This is a genomic window from Flavobacterium sp. 9R, from assembly GCF_902506345.1.
GTDB lineage: Bacteria > Bacteroidota > Bacteroidia > Flavobacteriales > Flavobacteriaceae > Flavobacterium.
Map to the genome: position 1 here is coordinate 1,144,478 of NZ_LR733413.1, position 17,458 is coordinate 1,161,935.

Annotated in this window: 14 protein-coding genes; 11 read left to right on the top strand and 3 right to left on the bottom strand. The window is 35.1% G+C overall.

The genetic code is table 11. The annotated features are described in order from the left end of the window. Positions 1 to 8: 8 nt before the first annotated feature. Complete coding sequence (locus tag FLAVO9AF_RS05095; RefSeq protein ID WP_159685301.1) at positions 9 to 989, top strand: YeiH family protein; 981 nt, start codon at positions 9 to 11, stop codon at positions 987 to 989. Here FLAVO9AF_RS05095 and FLAVO9AF_RS05100 read toward each other — a convergent pair. Continuing rightward, positions 970 to 1,746 (bottom strand): YoaK family protein, encoded by a 777-nt coding sequence (locus tag FLAVO9AF_RS05100; protein ID WP_159685304.1) that lies wholly within the window; start codon positions 1,744 to 1,746, stop codon positions 970 to 972. The genes FLAVO9AF_RS05095 and FLAVO9AF_RS05100 overlap by 20 nt on opposite strands. A 40-nt stretch (positions 1,747 to 1,786) precedes the next feature. Next, positions 1,787 to 3,883 carry an LTA synthase family protein gene (locus tag FLAVO9AF_RS05105; protein ID WP_159685306.1) on the bottom strand — a complete coding sequence of 699 codons (2,097 nt, stop codon included), beginning with the start codon at positions 3,881 to 3,883 and terminating at the stop codon, positions 1,787 to 1,789. A gap of 161 nt (positions 3,884 to 4,044) precedes the next feature. Between FLAVO9AF_RS05105 and FLAVO9AF_RS05110 the strand changes: the two genes are divergently transcribed. From FLAVO9AF_RS05110 to FLAVO9AF_RS05155, 10 genes are all read left to right on the top strand, one after another. Further along, positions 4,045 to 4,503 carry a thioredoxin family protein gene (locus FLAVO9AF_RS05110; RefSeq protein ID WP_236552276.1) on the top strand — a complete coding sequence of 153 codons (459 nt, stop codon included), beginning with the start codon at positions 4,045 to 4,047 and terminating at the stop codon, positions 4,501 to 4,503. Beyond that, positions 4,500 to 5,480, top strand: a complete 981-nt coding sequence (locus FLAVO9AF_RS05115) for an FAD:protein FMN transferase (protein ID WP_159685309.1) — start codon at positions 4,500 to 4,502, stop codon at positions 5,478 to 5,480. Before FLAVO9AF_RS05110 ends, FLAVO9AF_RS05115 begins: the two co-directional genes overlap by 4 nt. After that, positions 5,480 to 5,689: a DUF4266 domain-containing protein gene (locus tag FLAVO9AF_RS05120; protein WP_159685311.1), complete on the top strand. Its 210-nt coding sequence runs from the start codon at positions 5,480 to 5,482 to the stop codon at positions 5,687 to 5,689. The genes FLAVO9AF_RS05115 and FLAVO9AF_RS05120 overlap by 1 nt, the downstream gene beginning before the upstream one ends. A 36-nt stretch (positions 5,690 to 5,725) precedes the next feature. Then, the gene (locus tag FLAVO9AF_RS05125; protein ID WP_159685314.1) at positions 5,726 to 7,042 is read left to right on the top strand and encodes a DUF3570 domain-containing protein; all 1,317 of its coding nucleotides are present in this window, start codon (positions 5,726 to 5,728) and stop codon (positions 7,040 to 7,042) included. Between the two features lie 2 nt (positions 7,043 to 7,044). Further along, complete coding sequence (locus FLAVO9AF_RS05130; protein ID WP_159685317.1) at positions 7,045 to 7,707, top strand: response regulator transcription factor; 663 nt, start codon at positions 7,045 to 7,047, stop codon at positions 7,705 to 7,707. Between the two features lie 12 nt (positions 7,708 to 7,719). Next, positions 7,720 to 9,099, top strand: a complete 1,380-nt coding sequence (locus FLAVO9AF_RS05135; RefSeq protein WP_159685319.1) for a HAMP domain-containing sensor histidine kinase — start codon at positions 7,720 to 7,722, stop codon at positions 9,097 to 9,099. Between the two features lie 92 nt (positions 9,100 to 9,191). Continuing rightward, a complete protein-coding gene (locus FLAVO9AF_RS05140; RefSeq protein WP_159685322.1) occupies positions 9,192 to 9,596 on the top strand; it encodes a hypothetical protein in 405 nt (134 codons plus the stop codon). A gap of 98 nt (positions 9,597 to 9,694) precedes the next feature. After that, positions 9,695 to 14,029 carry a CusA/CzcA family heavy metal efflux RND transporter gene (locus tag FLAVO9AF_RS05145; protein WP_159685324.1) on the top strand — a complete coding sequence of 1,445 codons (4,335 nt, stop codon included), beginning with the start codon at positions 9,695 to 9,697 and terminating at the stop codon, positions 14,027 to 14,029. A gap of 9 nt (positions 14,030 to 14,038) precedes the next feature. Then, positions 14,039 to 15,154 (top strand): efflux RND transporter periplasmic adaptor subunit, encoded by a 1,116-nt coding sequence (locus FLAVO9AF_RS05150; RefSeq protein ID WP_159685327.1) that lies wholly within the window; start codon positions 14,039 to 14,041, stop codon positions 15,152 to 15,154. Between the two features lie 25 nt (positions 15,155 to 15,179). Beyond that, positions 15,180 to 15,659, top strand: a complete 480-nt coding sequence (locus FLAVO9AF_RS05155; protein ID WP_159685329.1) for a DUF2231 domain-containing protein — start codon at positions 15,180 to 15,182, stop codon at positions 15,657 to 15,659. A gap of 84 nt (positions 15,660 to 15,743) precedes the next feature. On the opposite strand, the gene FLAVO9AF_RS05160 is transcribed toward FLAVO9AF_RS05155, so the two are convergent. After that, the gene (locus FLAVO9AF_RS05160) at positions 15,744 to 17,444 is read right to left on the bottom strand and encodes a putative transporter (protein WP_159685332.1); all 1,701 of its coding nucleotides are present in this window, start codon (positions 17,442 to 17,444) and stop codon (positions 15,744 to 15,746) included. Between the last annotated feature and the right edge of the window lie 14 nt (positions 17,445 to 17,458).

Sequence of the window (17,458 nt, forward strand, 5' to 3'; positions counted from 1 at the left end):
ACTTTACGATGGATACTACATCAAAACATAGCGCTGTTTCACCCACACACTTTTTAAATCTTTCTAGAACGAATCAACAAATTCTTTTTGTTCTACTCTTAATAGTTTGTTTAACTTTTTCTGTGTCACCACCCATTGCATTACTTCTGGGGTTATTAATAGCGAATCTTTCAGGGCATCCTTTTTTGCATTTAAATCATAAAGCGACTTCAGTTTTATTGCAATTATCCGTTATCGGACTAGGTTTCGGGATGAACTTACACAGTGCTATAGCAGCTGGAAAAGAAGGATTAGTTTTTACTATTGTATCTATTTTTTCTACTTTATTTCTAGGGATTCTTTTAGGTAAATGGCTTGGAATTGATAAAAAGATAGCACATTTAATTTCTTGTGGTACAGCAATCTGCGGAGGAAGCGCCATTGCAGCCATAGCGCCTGTAGTGGAGTCTAAAGAAAATCAGACTTCAGTAGCTCTCGGAGTTATTTTTATTTTAAACTCTGTGGCTTTGTTTTTGTTTCCTGTTATTGGACATTGGTTACAATTGTCGCAAAACGAATTTGGATTGTGGTGTGCTATTGCAATACACGATACGAGTTCTGTTGTTGGTGCTGCTAATAAATTTGGTGCAGAAGCACTGCAAGTCGCAACTACGGTAAAATTAGCTAGAGCTTTGTGGATAATTCCTATAGCCATTGGTTCTTCTTATTTATTTAAAAATGGAAAAAAGAAAGTAACCATTCCGTATTTTATCTTCTTATTTATCTTGGCTTTGGTTGTAAATACTTATGTTCCAGCCGTTGCTACAGTAGCTCCATTTTTGGTATCGGTATCAAAAGTTGGTTTAACTATCACTCTCTTTTTAATAGGAGCGGGGCTTAACTATACAAGTTTAAAGCAAGTTGGAATCAAACCTTTATTGCAAGGGATTCTATTGTGGGGTTTTATCGCTGGAATGGCTTTATTGGTAATTATGAATTATGCTCATTAATTTTTTTATTCCATTCATAACGTTCCAAATAGGAGTTTTTCTTTCGATTGAGGTAATAAATTTTTAATCGAAAATAGTCATAAAACAAAGCAATTAATAAAAACAAGCAGCCTAAAAAAAGGGTTTTTAATGCTATAATTTGGTACAACAAGCCACCCACAAAACAACCCAAGAAAAATAAAGTGATAATGGATACTCTCAGAAAGATGTTTCTTTTGAGTTTTTTCTTTTCTTCAATTTGGGTGTAAAAAAACAATTGAGACAATTCTATACCCAAATCTGTAAACAAACCCGTTAGATGTGTTGTTCTTACGGTTGATTGCGAAATTCGAGTTACTAAGGCATTTTGAAGTCCCATTGCAAAAAGCAACGTAAAGGCAATTATTTTCCCCTGAAGGTTTGTCGCATCAGCTGAGCCTCCGAATAATCCAATAATGAATAATAAAACAATTTCTATCGATAACGGAATGACGTGCGAGAATTCAGGTTTCGTCTTAGTCATTAATTCTACAATAAAATTTGAAGTAAAAGCTCCTAGTAGAAAGAAAAGAATGAATACAAAAAAAGCAAATGCTGCCAAGTATTGATGTTCCATTATTTGCTCAGAAAAGTAGGCGAAATGTCCTGTTACATTTGTGGTGAGTACTTGAATTTCGAGTACTCCAGTTACATTTACAACTCCAGCCACAAAAGATAGTAGGGTTGCTAGTCGTAAATTATGACTGAATGTTCTACTTTTTCCTTGGTGGCGAAACATAGTTTGATTTTTATCAAATTTACAATAAACCCTTCAGAAATCATTCTTTTTGATATTGCTTATTTTTTAATATTTCTGAGCAAGTTTGATAGTAAGCAATGGTTTCATTGATGAGTTTTTGGTTTGGATTTTTTAATATAATTTCGTCATAATGCGATTCATAAACCTTCGGAACATTTGAATTCAGAATCATTTTTAAATCGAATTGCTTTACTTTTTGTTTGGGAGACAAAATAGTTAATACTTGCTCTTTTATTAGACCTAAATCCTGATAAGTAGCTATGAAAGCTCTTGGTTGATAGTTAGGTTGTAGTACGTTTTGTCCATAAAATTTACTTTGGTAGTCAAAATGCAATACACCAAAAAGAGTTGGCATAATGTCAATTTGAGACATCAGTTGGGTGTATTTTACAGCTTTTGGTTTACTCGGATTGTAGATAAAAGCTGGAATTCTGTATTTATCTAATGGCAATTCAATTTTTCCAGCGCTAGAAGCACAATGGTCGGATACAATTACAAAAATGGTGTTGGTAAACCAAGACTGTTTTTTTGCCATTGCAAAAAATTGTCGCAAGGCATAATCCGTATATTTTACGCCGCCTTCACGAGATTTAGCATCTCCTGGAATATCAATTTTATTATTCGGATAGGTAAAAGGCCTGTGGTTACTAACAGTCATCCAATGTGAAAAGAAGGGTTTTCCTGTTTTTGCATCAGCATTAATAGTTTGAATCGCTTTTTTTGCCATATCCTCATCGCAAACGCCCCATACATTGGCGAAGCTAATTTCACTTTGAGTAAATGTTTTTTTATCAATAATGTTATACCCATTTCCTCCAAAAAAAGATTCCATATTATCAAAGAAAGCGTCTCCGCCATACAAATAATTTACTTTGTATCCTTTCTTTTTAAAAATTGAAGCTGTAGTAAACTTATTTTTATTGTCTTTCCTCTTTACGACACTTTCACCAGCTGTTGGTGGCAAACAAAGTGTCAAAGCTTCTAAGCCTCTTACAGTTCTATTGCCCACTGCATACATATTGGTAAATTCTAAGCTTTTATCAGCCAAGCTATCCAAGAATGGGGTGATGTTCTTTTCATTACCGTATCGCTTCATAAAATCTGCACTTAGACTTTCTATGGTAATAAGCACCACATTTTTTTTAATTTCTAAACTGTCAGAAGTAACAGTTCTCTGAGTAGTTGTTCCTTTAATTTCTGGTAGTAAATTGTGTAATAGGGTATATGCTTGGTTATTTGGCAATGTTTTGTAAAACTTAAAATAATCCAATTCACTGTTCATAAATGCCAAATAGAACTTGTAAATTCCGTTAGATTGTAGTTCATTGGTGAAAATATTGGTCGAATTTTCTTTTTTTGCTAAAGTAGGAATTGCCCAAAACGAAAGCGCAAACAAGCTCAAGTAAACCAAAGACAGACTTATTTTTTCTTTGAAAGTAGGAAGCTTAGCCAAATAACTTTTGGTTCTTTTAACAATGAAAAAAGTAATGCCTCCAACTACTATAAATAAAGCGGTAAAAATAGGAATCACAGGATACGATTCCATAATGTTGCCAATTACTTCATTGGTATAAATCAAATAATTGACTGCAATAAAGTTGTATTTTACTCCAAATTCATTCCAAAAAAAGTATTCGCTGATACCGTTTTGTAAAAGCAGTAAAACATATAAAAAGATAACAAAACTAAACATCCACAAGCGCAAACGCTCACGGTATTGAGGTAAAAATAAATACAAACCAAAGAATACGGTCTTAATTCCAACAAAGGTGATTCCAATTTTGGGTAAAGCGCCACCGTATTCATCCAAAATAGTATTTACTAACGTTACATAACCTAATAAAGAGAGAAGTAATCCAAAAATGATATAACCATAAGGCTTATTGTATTTTGAATTGGAAATAAAAATCAAATAGAGCCACAGAAATCCACTGGCTATAATAAATACAAACACATCAGAACAAAGTCCTAGTCCATAAATTTTAATTACTTCTAGAAAAGTAAAAGAACTTTGTGTAATGGGATGAACCATCAAAACAGTTCTCAACACAAAACTAATACTAAGATAAAAAAGAGATAAGTAGTAAAACAGGGAAAGTTTTTTAAAAAAAGGCATTCTATATTATTTTTATTCAAAATTATACTTGTCTTGCTGCAATTGGTTTAAGATTCATTTAAGATTGACTTAAGATTTGCTTAAAGTAAACTAAAATTAAGATTCCCTTAAAATAAGTAACAACAAGTTGAGTTTGACTATAAATATAATACTTTTACTTTATGAATTTAACAAATGTTTATATGAAGAATGCAATGCTACTTTTATTTCTTTTTTTGACCGCAAGTGGTTTTTCTCAAAACTGGAGAACCAATTTTGATGAAGCAAAAGCAGAAGCTACCAAAGAGGACAAAAATATCGTTTTGGTATTTTCTGGTTCTGATTGGTGTGCGCCTTGTATGAAGTTAGATAATGTAGTTTGGAAATCAGAAGCCTTCAAACAAGAAGCAGAAAAAAATTGGGTCATTTATAAAGCCGATTTTCCGAAGAAAAAAGCCAATCAATTGGCACCCGATTTAACCGCTGCTAATCAAAAATTAGCCGAAAAATACAATCGTGGCGGAAGTTTTCCTTTGGTTGTATTGCTTGATAAAACTGGAAAAGTTTTAGGAATGACGGGTTTTAAAAATGTTCCTGCCAATGATTATATACAATTAATTCATTCGTTAGAGAAAAAATGAGAAACGTAACTCTTATATTCCTGTTGACATCCATTTTCGCTTTTGGGCAAGTGACCCACAAGCGAAAATTGTATATGCTAGGAAGTCCTTTTGAAATGACTGTCGTTGCTAAAGATACCATTCAAGGCAACATTTTTATTGATATGGCGGTTGCCGAAGTGAAGCGCATTGAAAATCTAATTTCAGATTGGATTCCAACGACGCAAATATCTCAGGTCAGTAAAAATTCGGGAATTCAACCTGTAAAAGTTGATAAGGAAGTCTATGATTTGGTAGAACGTGCTATAAAAGTATCACAGCTAACTTCGGGAGCTTTTGATATTTCTTATGCTTCGATGGATAAAATTTGGAAATTCGACGGAAGTATGAAGGCTATGCCAACTCCCGAAGCTATCAAACAATCTGTGGCTAGAATTGGCTATCAAAAAATTGTTTTAGATGCCAAAGCACAGACTATTTATTTGAAGGAAAAAGGAATGAAATTAGGTCTAGGTGGTATTGGTCAAGGCTATATTGCAGATAAAATCAAAGATTTATTGCTATCAAAAGGCTGTACCTCTGGAATTGTAAATGTATCGGGCGATATTAACGCTTGGGGCTATCAAACGACAGGTAAACCTTGGACAGTCGCCATTGTTAACCCAATGAATAAAAATAAAGTATTTGCTACTTTCCCTCTCGAGAATAGTTCGGTGGAGACTTCGGGTAGTTACGAAAAATTTGTGGTTTTTGACGGCAAACGCTATTCTCATATTATCGACCCTAGAACGGGTTATCCAGCACAAGGGGTGGTGAGTGTTTCTGTTTTTGCTAAACAAACTGAAATTGCGGATGCTCTTGCTACTGGGATTTTTGTTTTGGGAGTTGATGTAGGCTTGAACTTAGTCAACCAGCTAAAAGGCATTGGATGTATAATTGTTGACGATAAAGGGGAAATACATACCTCTAAAAATATTGATATTAAAAAATTTAACTAATGAAAAAATTACTTTTTGCTAGTGTACTAGTAGCCGCTTTACAATCTTGTACTTCTGTAAAAGAATATGAAAAAGTAGCTATAAATGACCCTGATATGAAGCTTGCTGCAAGAGCATCAGAACGTTACGAAACCACTTTTCAGGTCTACAGAGAAGCTTCTGCTGGGGCTAATGGAGGAAAAACTGGTGGTGGTTGTGGATGCAACTAAATCCTCAAAATAATTTATTTAATTGAAATATAGATAATGAAAAAAGCCTTATCCATTCTATTACTGAGTATTGTTTTCTTTGCCAATGGGCAACAGAAAGACACTACAGCAGTTGGATTTAAGAAAAGAGTATTAGAAACTACCGAAGTTGATTTCTTGTTAAGCTATTACAAACAAGATGGGATACATTCAGCTGTTTCTGGTGGTAGCGGAACCGAAAACTTGACAGATATTACGGCTGCAATAGTGGTAGCAATGCCATTAAGCGATGATGAAGTACTTACGGCTGACATAGGTATTTCTGCTTATTCATCTGCATCATCAAGTAATATTAATCCTTTTGATAGTAATACACCAAACCCTTGGCAATCTAGTTCGGGAGCATCGCAATCAGACCAATTGACCAGTTTGGCTCTATCGTATTCTGCAAGTTCTGATGATAGAAACACAATTTGGAATGCACACGTTTCTGGTTCGGTGGAATATGATTATTCTTCTATTGGATTTGGTGGTGGAGTTACCAAAGAATTTAATGATAAAAATACTGAAGTAAGCCTTTCTGCCAGTGCGTATTTGGATACGTGGAAACCTATTTATCCGAAAGAATTACAGGATTATAAAAATAATGGAGATAATTTGAACGGTGGAATATTTGATTATTTTACCATTACTGGAAATACAGCTTATAATCCGAGTCAATTCGAATTCCATAAGGATAAGAAAAGAAATTCTTATTCTGTATCGTTAAGTTTGTCGCAAGTGATTAACAAAAAATTGCAAGCTTCGGTGTTTTTGGATGTGTTACAACAACAAGGTTTGCTATCTACGCCGTATCAAAGGGTGTATTTCAAAGATGTGGCAGCTTCCTTTATCAATAATTTTCAGTTGGCCAATGATATTGAACGCCTACCAGATTCAAGATTCAAATTACCCATAGGAGCAAGGTTGCATTATTACATCAATGAACGCTTTGTGTTGCGAACCTATTATCGATTCTATTCTGATAACTGGGGAATACAATCACATACCGCTAGTATTGAATTGCCAATCAAGCTAACGGATCGCTTTACGGTTTTTCCTATGTATCGTTATTATACACAAACGGCTTCAGACTATTTTGCACCTATCAATACGCATTTATCAACGGATCAATACTACACCTCAGATTTTGATTTGTCAGCTTTTGATGCCAATCAGTATGGATTTGGGGTCAATTATACCGATATTTTTACAGGAGCAAAAATTTGGAAATTTGGCTTGAAAAATATTGATTTTAGATACAATCATTACGATAGGAGTGATGGTTTGAAAGCTGATATCGTTTCACTTGGGTTCAAGTTTTTAATGCAATAACTATGAAAATTCTTATTGTAGAAGACGAAGTTGGAATTGCTGATTTTCTCAAACAAGGTTTAGAAGAAGAGGGCTATTCAGTATTAGTAGCTTACGATGGCGAAGCAGGTTTAGCCTTGGCTTTGCAGCAAAAAGTAAACGTTATTTTATTGGATTGGATGCTGCCAAAAATGCACGGAATAGACATTTGTAAAGCCATTCGAAAAGCCAATATTCAAACGCCTATTTTATTTTTGACTGCTAGAGATACCGTACAAGAAACGATAGAAGGTTTGAAAGCTGGAGCGAATGATTACATCAAAAAACCTTTTAGTTTTGATGAATTAATTGAACGAATTAAAATTCATTTTAGAAATACAGCTTCCAATGACCTATTGGTTTTAGGCAACATCAGCATTGATCCTTCCAAACATCAAGTGCTGCTGGGCGATCAAGAAGTTAATCTTACGCAACGCGAATATGAATTATTAGTATATTTAATCAAAAATAAAGGAAAGGTTTGTACTCGAAATCAAATCATTGAGGACGTTTGGGATATTCATTTTGAATACGATACAGGAGTTATTGATGTTTTTATGAACGCCATCCGAAAAAAACTCAATCTGAACAAAGAAGAAGATCTCATCAAAACCATTCGTGGCGTTGGCTATATTGCTAATGATTAATTTCACATAAATATGTTTTCATTTTCATACAAAGACAGAATTGCCTTTAACTATATTTTGAGCACTGGGCTCTTAATTTCTGTCGTTTTCATTGTGATTTATCAAAGTATGAAATACAATGTGAACACGCATATCAATGAAGACATTCAAACTGAGGTTCAAAAGCATTTAGAAGAAATAGAAATCGATCGCAACAATACCTATTTAATTCAAGTCGATCAATGGCGTGCGAGAGAGCACAACACTGTAAATGTTAACCCTGTTTTTGTACAGTTTTTTGATATCAATAATCAATTAATTGACAAATCTCCCAATTTAAAAGGGCTTCAGCTCAAGATGTATAAAGCTCCTTTTGACAACAAATTTATTGATACATATCTCAACAAAAAGCCCATTCGTCAGATTCAAGTTCCGCTGTATGACGAACAGAAAATTGTAGGTCATCTGTTTGTAGCAATGTCATTAGATGATGCGCAAATGATTTTGAATAATTTACGCAATACTCTTTTTGTTTCTTTTCCTTTAATACTCATCTTGCTTTTCCTGATTGCTCGATTGATTGCAGGTCGAAGCATAAAACCTGTCACCGCCATTACTGAAACGTCTAGTAACATTACAAAAGACAACCTAAAAGGACGCATCGTTTTACCTCAAAACAAAGATGAACTCTACACGCTTTCCAAAACAATAAATGATTTGCTGGATCGAATAGAAAATGCCGTAGAGCGAGAAAAACAATTTACTTCGGATGCTTCACACGAATTAAGAACGCCGCTAACGGTTTTGAAAGGTACTTTGGAAGTATTGATACGAAAACCGAGAACACAAGCAGAATACGAAGAAAAAATTGCATACAGTATTAAAGAAGTCAATCGTGTAAATAACTTGGTGGATCAATTATTGTTATTGGCGCGTTTCGAAAATCAAAAACAACAATTAAAAATTGAAAAGGTGTATTTGAACGCATTGATTTTGGATACTTTGACGATGTATTCAGAGAAGATAAAATCAAAGAAAACAACCGTTGTTAGTGAATTTACTGCTGATTATTACATTGAATCCGATCATTATTTAGTAGCGATAATTATTGGAAACATTATCAGTAACGCCATCAAGTATTCTGGAGAAAATACTGTGGTCACAATTGATTTGAATAAAGACGAAAAAGGCACCCACTGCATCATTACCGACCAAGGAATTGGTATAGCCAAAGCCGATTTGGATAAAATTTACAACCCTTTTTATCGTTCAAATGCTACAAATCATCCTACGATAAAAGGCTCTGGATTAGGACTTTCTATAGTGAAACGAATTGCAGAATTACTCCCTATGGATATCGAAATTTTTAGTGAAACTGGCAAGGGAACTAAAGTAGTCTTAAGTTTTCATTAATCTCTTTTTAAGCCGTTCTTAAGATATTTCATATATTTACCACTTACTTTTGTACCAAAGCTTGATGCTGTAACCATTTGAAGTAGTTGGATATGTCTGTCAAAAAAATAACGACCCTTTTATTTCTATTTGTTTTTGTGTATTCCAACACAGAAATAGGGCAGTTATTCAAAATTCCCAATTTGTATCAGCATTATTTAGAGCATCAAAATCACAACCAAGAACAAGCCTTTTCGTTTATCGATTTTACCATCAGTCACTACAATAATCTAAACAAACACGCCGATACCGATGGTCACGACAAGCACGAAAACTTACCTTTCAAAAGTCAAACCATCAATCTCGATACGGTTGTCTTGGCTTTTGAGGAACCTCAATCTATTTTTACTTTAAAAAATCCTATACGAGTAGTTGTAAATCAATCACTTCCGATTTACAAAGAATGGTATATTTCTAATGTATTTAGTTCAATTTGGCAACCGCCTAAACTAGTTTAAAATTATCTTTATCGTTACTTATCTTTTTTGATAATTACTTTTTTACTGAATTATTGGTGTTCTAATGATTCTAAACGTATAATTTTTAATTTACTAGTATGCTAAATAAAATCATAGCATTTTCTATCCAAAACAAACTCATTGTATTATTGTTTACTTTGAGCGTGTTTGGTTTCGGATTGTTCTCTGTATTCCAAATTTCTATTGGCGCTGTGCCTGACGTGACCAACAATCAAGTGCAAGTGATTACCACTTCACGCAATCTTTCAACTCAAGATATTGAGCAATTTATTACGTATCCTGTCGAGATTGAAATGGCTAATTTGCCGGGCGTAAAAGAAATTCGTTCTATTTCAAAATTCGGTTTATCGGTCGTAACGATTGTTTTTGATGACGATTTGGGAACGTATTTGCCTCGTCAATTAATCGCTGAAAAAATAAAAGCGGCTTCCGAAAAAATCCCCGAAGGTTTTGGTACACCCGAAATGGGACCGATTACCACTGGATTGGGCGAAATTTACCAATACACTTTGGAGGTAAAACCTCAGTTTAAAAACAACTATTCCATAACCGATTTGAGAACGATTCAGGATTGGATTGTGAAACGACAATTGTCTGGAATTAATGGGGTGGTCGAAATCAATACTTGGGGTGGTTATTTAAAACAATACGAAATCAGTATTCGTCCTTCGGAATTAAAGGCGATGAATTGTAGCTTGACTGAAATTTTTACCGCTTTAGAGAAGAATAACAGCATTGCAGGTGGGGCTTATATCGAAAAAACGAATCAAAGTTATTTCATTCGTGGCGAAGGAAAAGTCAATAGCATTCAGGATATTGAAAACATTGTGGTTAAAAACACCAATGGTCTTCCCGTTTTGATTAAAAATATTGCGAAAGTACAATTTGGTCACGCCAATCGTTTTGGAGCGATTACAGGAAATGGAGAAGGAGAGAAGGTACTCGGACAAGTGATGATGCTTAAAGGAGCGAACTCTAAGCAAGTCATTAGTGATGTCAAAGACAGAGTAGCCGAAATCCAAAAATCACTACCAGAAGGAGTCTATATCAATGGTTTTTTAGAACGTAGTGAATTGGTTGGGAAAACCACCTTTACGGTAGCCGAGAATTTAATTTTAGGCTGTTTGATTGTAATCTTTGTGGTGGTTTTATTGCTTGGTAATTGGCGTTCTGGATTGGTCGTAGCTTCGGTGATTCCGTTGTGTTTGCTATTTGCCATTTCGTTTATGAATATTTTCGGAATCGATGCCAATTTGATGAGCTTAGGCGCCATTGATTTTGGAATTATTATCGATGGAGCTGTAATCATAGTGGAGTTCATTGCCTTTCAAATCGCCCAAAATTCGGCACATTTGGCAGGATTAAACAAAGAAAATCGTCAAATTGAAATTGACCAAATCACCTATAAAAGCGCTTCCAAAATGATGAATTCTGCCATTTTTGGTCAGTTAATCATTCTGATTGTTTTCATTCCGATTTTGTCTTTGTCAAGCATCGAAGGAAAAATGTTTAAACCGATGGCTATGACGTTTAGCTTTGCTTTATTGGGCGCGATGATTTTCTGTTTTACTTATGTTCCTGTTGTGGCTTCGATGTTTTTAAAACCAACAAGAGAAAATCCAAACTCGATTTCAGAGAAGCTCATCCGAAAATTAAATTCTTGGTATCTGCCTTCAATTACTTGGGCTTTGGGAAATACCAAAAAAGTATTGTACGGAGCACTAGCGTTGTTGGTGTTTTCGGGTGTTTTATTTAGTACTATGGGAGGTGAATTTATTCCCACCTTAGACGAAGGAGATTTTGTGATTCAACCCGTTTTAAAAACAGGAACTTCTTTGACCAAAACCATCGAAACCACTACTAAAATGGAGAAAATTATTTTGAAAAATTTCCCAGAAGTAGAGCAAGTCGTATCTAGAATTGGTGCTGCCGAAGTCCCAACCGACCCAATGTCGATGGAGGAAAGTGATATTATTGTGAAACTAAAACCAAAGTCGGAATGGGTTTCTGCCAGTTCCAAAGATGAATTGGCCGATAAGATAAAAGAAGCATTAAACGCCCAAATTCCAAATATGGAAATCGAGTTTACACAACCTATTGAGATGCGTTTTAATGAGTTGATTTCTGGAACCCGTTCTGATGTGGCGATTAAGATTTTCGGAACCGATTTGGATGTTTTAGCCCGAAAAGCACACGAGATTGAGCGCGCTATCAAAAAAGTTCCTGGAGCTTCGGATGTTATTATAGAAAAAACCGAAGGTTTACCTCAAATGTACGTGCAATATGACCGTTCCAAAATTGCGCGCTACGGTTTAAATATTGAAGATTTGAACGATGCCATCGCGCTGAGCTTCGCTGGAAAAGTAGTGGGAAATGTGTTTGAAGGCGAAAAACGATTCGATATGGTGATTCGTTTAGACCAAACCAACAGAAAAAGTATTGAGGACTTGAAAAACTTATATGTTACGGTTCCCAATGGAGCTCAAATCCCGTTGAATGAGTTGGCTACCATTGAATATGCTGAAGGCCCTGCCAAAATATCGCGTGACAATACTAACCGACGCATTGTAGTTGGAATTAACGTTCGTAATAGAGATTTACAAAGTGTAGTGACCGATATTCAAAAAATTGTAGATACGCAAATTAAGTTACCTGCGGGTTATTATGTGCAATACGGCGGACAATTCGAAAATTTAGAAAGTGCCAAAGCCCGATTGCTTATTGCCGTTCCTATCGCTTTATTGTTGATATTTATACTGTTGCATTTTGCTTTTGGCTCAATGAAAGAAGCTTTGATGGTGTATTCGGCAATTCCGTTATCGGCAGTGGGAGGAATTTTATTATTGTGGATTCGTGATTTGCCTTTTAGTATTTCGGCGGGAGTTGGTTTTATCGCTCTTTTTGGTATCGCTGTGTTGAATGGTATTGTGTTGATTGAACACTTTAAAGAACTAAAACATCAAGGAATGACCGATATGAATGCCTTAATTTTGAAAGGAACAACCGACCGTTTGCGTCCAGTGCTATTGACAGCCGCCGCCGCTGCTTTAGGTTTTTTACCAATGGCGATTTCGTCGTCGGCAGGAGCAGAGGTACAACGTCCTTTGGCCACGGTAGTAATTGGGGGACTTTTTACAGCTACGGTTTTGACCTTAATTGTGTTGCCGATTTTATTTAAAGTTTTTGATTCAAAAGAATTCAAAAGACCCAAATTGAAAAAAGTCAAAAAGCACCTAACTGCTATTTTACTTTTGTTGGCTAGTAGTTTTGGATTTGCTCAAAACGCCAATATGTCACGAGAAGCGGTAATAACCAAAGCTCTTGAAAACAACAAAGGCATTAAAGCTGCAGCATTGCAAGTCAATAAAATGCAAGAAAATATCAAAAGCAGTTTTACCTTCGAAAAAACCAATGTGTATTATTCGTATGACCAAAATAATTTGGCCTTGAACAATCTACCGCTAAAAGTTTTTGGAGTGCAGCAACGCTTTTTGTTTCCTACCGTTTATGGCGTACAAAAGAAAGCGAATACCTCAGAATTTGAGAAAGAGAAGGCCAATTATGAACTTCAAAAAAATAAACTTTCACTGCAAGTATACAAAACCTATGAGCAAATCGTGTATTGGCAACATCAGGAGCGCTTGTATTCTTATTTGGATAGTTTGTACCAGAATTTTTCTAAAGCCAGCGACCGTCGTTTCGAATTGGGAGAAACTAATTATTTAGAAAAAATTACAGCACAATCGAAATACAGACAAATTAAAACCAAACTCACCCAAATTAATTTTGAGAAAAAAGCACAATACGAATCCTTGCAAGCTTTGGTGCAATCCGACGAAAAAATAAGCATTCTTGAGAAAGAATTAGCACCAATGGCTACTTTGGATACTACATCAAATAAAGCTATTCATACTGCTTATTTAGAAAGTATTAGCAAAATGTACAAATCTCAAATTAGCTTGCAAAAACAACATTGGCTACCCGATTTGAATTTGGAATATTTTCAGGGACGAAATAACGGTCTGTCGCAATCTTTGTATGGTTTTCAAGTGGGTATTGCGGTTCCTATTTTATTCTCTGGAAATGTTTCTAAAACCAAAGTAGCACAACTAGAATCGCAAAGTTGGGAAGAGCAAAAGCTTAATCAAGAACAAAAAATGACGCAATTTATCCGTCAACAGCAAAATGAAATTGCCAAGTACCAAGAAAGTATCAATTATTACAACGCCACTGGGAAAAAATTATCTGAGGAAATCATCAAAGTGGCGAATAGCAGTTATAAAAATGGTGAAATTGATTTTTTTCAATACATTCAGAGTTTAGAAAATGCGTTGTCTATAAAAATAGAATATGTAGAAGCTGTGCTGCAATTCAACAGCAATCAATTAGAATTACACTACCTTAATTATTAGTTTATCAATATGAAAAAACACCTGTATATATTAGTTTTTACACTCCTGTTAATCGGCTGCAAAAAAGAAGAAACTACACCTGCAACAACAGAAGACGATGGTTTGGTCAGAGTTACTCAGGCTCAATTTCAATCCGCTGGAATGGTCATTAGCAACCCTGTAATGAAAGATTTTGACGAAACCATAAAAGTGTCTGGCAAGATTGATGTTCCGCCTCAAAATAGAGCAAAAGTCACCACTTTTATTGGGGGTTATGTCAAAAGCACACAACTTTTGGTGGGAGACAGAGTTCGTAAAGGACAACCTTTGCTAACTCTTGAAAATACTGCATTTATTGATATTCAGAAAGAATATTTAGAAGTAGCCGAGCAGTTAAAGTATCTTAAATCGGAATTTGTTCGACAAAAGACATTGTATGACGAAAAAATAACCTCACAAAAGAACTATTTCAAGGCTGAAAGCGAGTACAAAAGAGCTTTGGCAACCTATCAGAGTTTGAAACAAAAACTGATTTTGATGCATATTAGCCCTGTTCAGGTGGAGAAAGGTAAATTCACCTCGGTAATAACTATTTACGCTCCCATTTCTGGAGATATTGTAATTATGAATGCCAATGTGGGGATGCTGATGAATCCTGAAGATGTGATTTTGGAAATTGTAGATACAGACCACTTGCATTTAGAATTAGCTGTGTTTGAAAAAGATATTTTGAAAGTAACTAAAGGGCAAAAAATCAAATTTACTGTTCCTGAAGCGACTAAGGAAGTGTTTAATGCAGAAGTGCATTTGGTAGGGAAATCAATTGAAGGAAATGACAGAACCATCAATGTTCACGGACATTTAGAAGATGAATCCAAGCAAAAATTACTCACAGGTATGTTTGTAGAAGCGGCTATTATTTTTGATACTAAAAAAGGCTTAGCGGTACCTTCTGAAGCCATTATGAAAGAGAACAACAAGCATTATGTTTTTGCTTTGGTTACCAATAAAAATGGATATGCCTTCAAGAAATTAGCCGTATCTTTAGGAGAACAAAACGAGGATTTTAGTGAAATACTTCCAAATTCTTCCATCAACGCTTCTACTAAAATTTTGACCAAAGGCGTTTTTGATTTAGCAGAATAAAAAAATTAACTTAAAAATAAAACTTATGAATGAAGCACATTTGCACCTAGTGGTGAACCATTTTCCTATTATCGGGACGATTTTAGGATTAGGAATTTTAGTGGTTGGGTTGTTGTTAAAAAACAATTCGGTCAAGAATACGGCATTTTTTCTGTTTATTGTAGCAGCTATTTTTGCTGCAGTGAGTATGGCAACCGGAGAAGGAGCAGAGGAATTGGTTGAGGATATGCCTACTATTGGTCACGATATTATTCACGAACACGAAGAAATGGCGGAAAAACTAGCCATTGCATTGTATGTATTAGCAGTTACTTCTTTAGCCGGTTTGTATTTGAATTACAAAAAATCAGCTAAATCGGTTTTGGTAACTTATGTAGCGCTTGTTATTGCTGTGGTAGCCGTATTTTTGGGACAACAAACTGGAACAACAGGTGGAGAGATTCGTCATACAGAGATAAGATCAGTAGCGATTCCTGCTGATGTTCAAATGGAAGACAAGGATTAATTTTAATTGTATACTAACGAAAAAAAAAGGATGTCATTAGTTTGACATCCTTTTTTTATTGAAATTGAAATAAATAGATTTGGATTAACTCGCAAAGAGTAAAATAAGCAATTGCGCGACCAGAATTCGACTAATAGTTACCAGAGGATAAACGGTAGCATACGATTGATTAGGGATATCAGAATCTAAGTATTTGGTGCTAAAAGCTAAGGCTGCAGGATCAGTATAAGCGCCACTCATTATCCCCACCATTTGATAAAAATTGAGCTTGAAAACAAAACGACTGATAAGTACCAAGAGCGTCAATGGAATAAAAGTGATAAAACAGCCATAGTAAATCCACATCCAACCATTGTTTGCTACAAAATTTTCATAAAAACCGTGCCCCGCTTTGATTCCAACTGCTGCAAAGAACATACAAATTCCTAAATCTTTCATAAAGTGAATGGCTCCGTTGTTGATATACGAGTGAATCACCCCAACACCACCATATCTACTGATAAACAAAGCTGCCAAAAGCGGTCCAGCTGCCAAACCTAATTTTAAAGGAACGGGTAAGGAAGGAATTACAATTGGAATAGAACCAATGATTAATCCAAAAATTAAACCGCCAAACAAAGAAAGAAAATCGGGTTCTAGCAATATTTTCTTAGAGTTTCCAATGATTTTTTCGGCTTCCTGAATAGCTTCTTTGTTACCGACTACCATCAAAGTATCGCCATAGAATAATTCCAATGAAGGTTGTGCTAAAATTTCTAATCCAGAACGAATAACACGAGTAACTTTTACGTCATATTGATTGTATAAATCCAATTCGGCCAATGTTTTATGAATAGCTGTTTTGTGAGTCACACTAAGAATTTTTGTAGTCACATCTTCTTCTGATTCAATAAACAAATCTGTTGAAATTTTACCAACCACATCAATAAAGGTGTTGATGTCTTTCTGTTTTGCTACTACCATTAAAACGTCTTTGGCTTTTATAACAGAATCCAATGAAGGTGAGTAAACGACTTTAGTTCCGCTTTGTTTTTGTCTTGAAATGATAACATTATCAATGTGAAATTCTTTGAATACTTGTTTGAAAGTTTTACCTATTACCTCCGATTTTGTGACCCTACATTTTTGACGAACAATAGCATTCTCGTGGTCTTTATTCTTCTTTTTGAGTAAGATGACCTCTTTTTCAAGGTCAATTTTCAAGGCATTTTTGGCAACTATAATAAGCAGAATAATTCCAAAAACTCCAATCGGGTAGGTGATGGCATAAGCAATCGCTGGATCAGAAAAATGATCAGCCGGTAGATTCAATTGCTTTTGAATTTCAATCAAAGTGGATTTAGCCGCTCCTAAACCAGGAGTATTAGTAACAGAGCCTGACATTAAGCCTACTGCATTTTCTACTTTTACATTAGCCAAAATATGGATTAGATAAGCTATGATTCCTCCAAGAAAAACCGTTCCAACCCCTAAAGCATTGAAAACTAAACCTTCTTTTTTAAAGGAAGAAAAGAAAGTAGGACCTACTTGTATTCCGATTCCATATACAAATAAAATCAAACCAAACTCTCTCACAAACTGAATCAAATCGGCTTGCATACTGTACCCTAAGTGTCCTAAAAAGAGTCCAACGAACATAACAGCAGATACTCCAAGAGAAACTTTGCCAATTTTTAATCTTCCAGCAAAGAAACCTATACTTATTGCCAAAAATAAAACTATCAGTGACTGTGCCATCTCCGGCTCTTCCGTCGGAGTGAACAATATTCTAAACCATTCAAACATAATGTTAAAATTTA

Excerpts from the sequence above, each read along its gene's own strand:
- FLAVO9AF_RS05095 (WP_159685301.1), top strand. The coding sequence starts at position 9 with ATGGATACTACATCAAAACATAGCGCTGTTTCACCCACACACTTTTTA.
- FLAVO9AF_RS05100 (WP_159685304.1), bottom strand. The coding sequence starts at position 1,746 with ATGTTTCGCCACCAAGGAAAAAGTAGAACATTCAGTCATAATTTACGA.
- FLAVO9AF_RS05105 (WP_159685306.1), bottom strand. The coding sequence starts at position 3,883 with ATGCCTTTTTTTAAAAAACTTTCCCTGTTTTACTACTTATCTCTTTTT.
- FLAVO9AF_RS05110 (WP_236552276.1), top strand. The coding sequence starts at position 4,045 with ATGAATTTAACAAATGTTTATATGAAGAATGCAATGCTACTTTTATTT.
- FLAVO9AF_RS05115 (WP_159685309.1), top strand. The coding sequence starts at position 4,500 with ATGAGAAACGTAACTCTTATATTCCTGTTGACATCCATTTTCGCTTTT.
- FLAVO9AF_RS05120 (WP_159685311.1), top strand. The coding sequence starts at position 5,480 with ATGAAAAAATTACTTTTTGCTAGTGTACTAGTAGCCGCTTTACAATCT.
- FLAVO9AF_RS05125 (WP_159685314.1), top strand. The coding sequence starts at position 5,726 with ATGAAAAAAGCCTTATCCATTCTATTACTGAGTATTGTTTTCTTTGCC.
- FLAVO9AF_RS05130 (WP_159685317.1), top strand. The coding sequence starts at position 7,045 with ATGAAAATTCTTATTGTAGAAGACGAAGTTGGAATTGCTGATTTTCTC.
- FLAVO9AF_RS05135 (WP_159685319.1), top strand. The coding sequence starts at position 7,720 with ATGTTTTCATTTTCATACAAAGACAGAATTGCCTTTAACTATATTTTG.
- FLAVO9AF_RS05140 (WP_159685322.1), top strand. The coding sequence starts at position 9,192 with ATGTCTGTCAAAAAAATAACGACCCTTTTATTTCTATTTGTTTTTGTG.
- FLAVO9AF_RS05145 (WP_159685324.1), top strand. The coding sequence starts at position 9,695 with ATGCTAAATAAAATCATAGCATTTTCTATCCAAAACAAACTCATTGTA.
- FLAVO9AF_RS05150 (WP_159685327.1), top strand. The coding sequence starts at position 14,039 with ATGAAAAAACACCTGTATATATTAGTTTTTACACTCCTGTTAATCGGC.
- FLAVO9AF_RS05155 (WP_159685329.1), top strand. The coding sequence starts at position 15,180 with ATGAATGAAGCACATTTGCACCTAGTGGTGAACCATTTTCCTATTATC.
- FLAVO9AF_RS05160 (WP_159685332.1), bottom strand. The coding sequence starts at position 17,444 with ATGTTTGAATGGTTTAGAATATTGTTCACTCCGACGGAAGAGCCGGAG.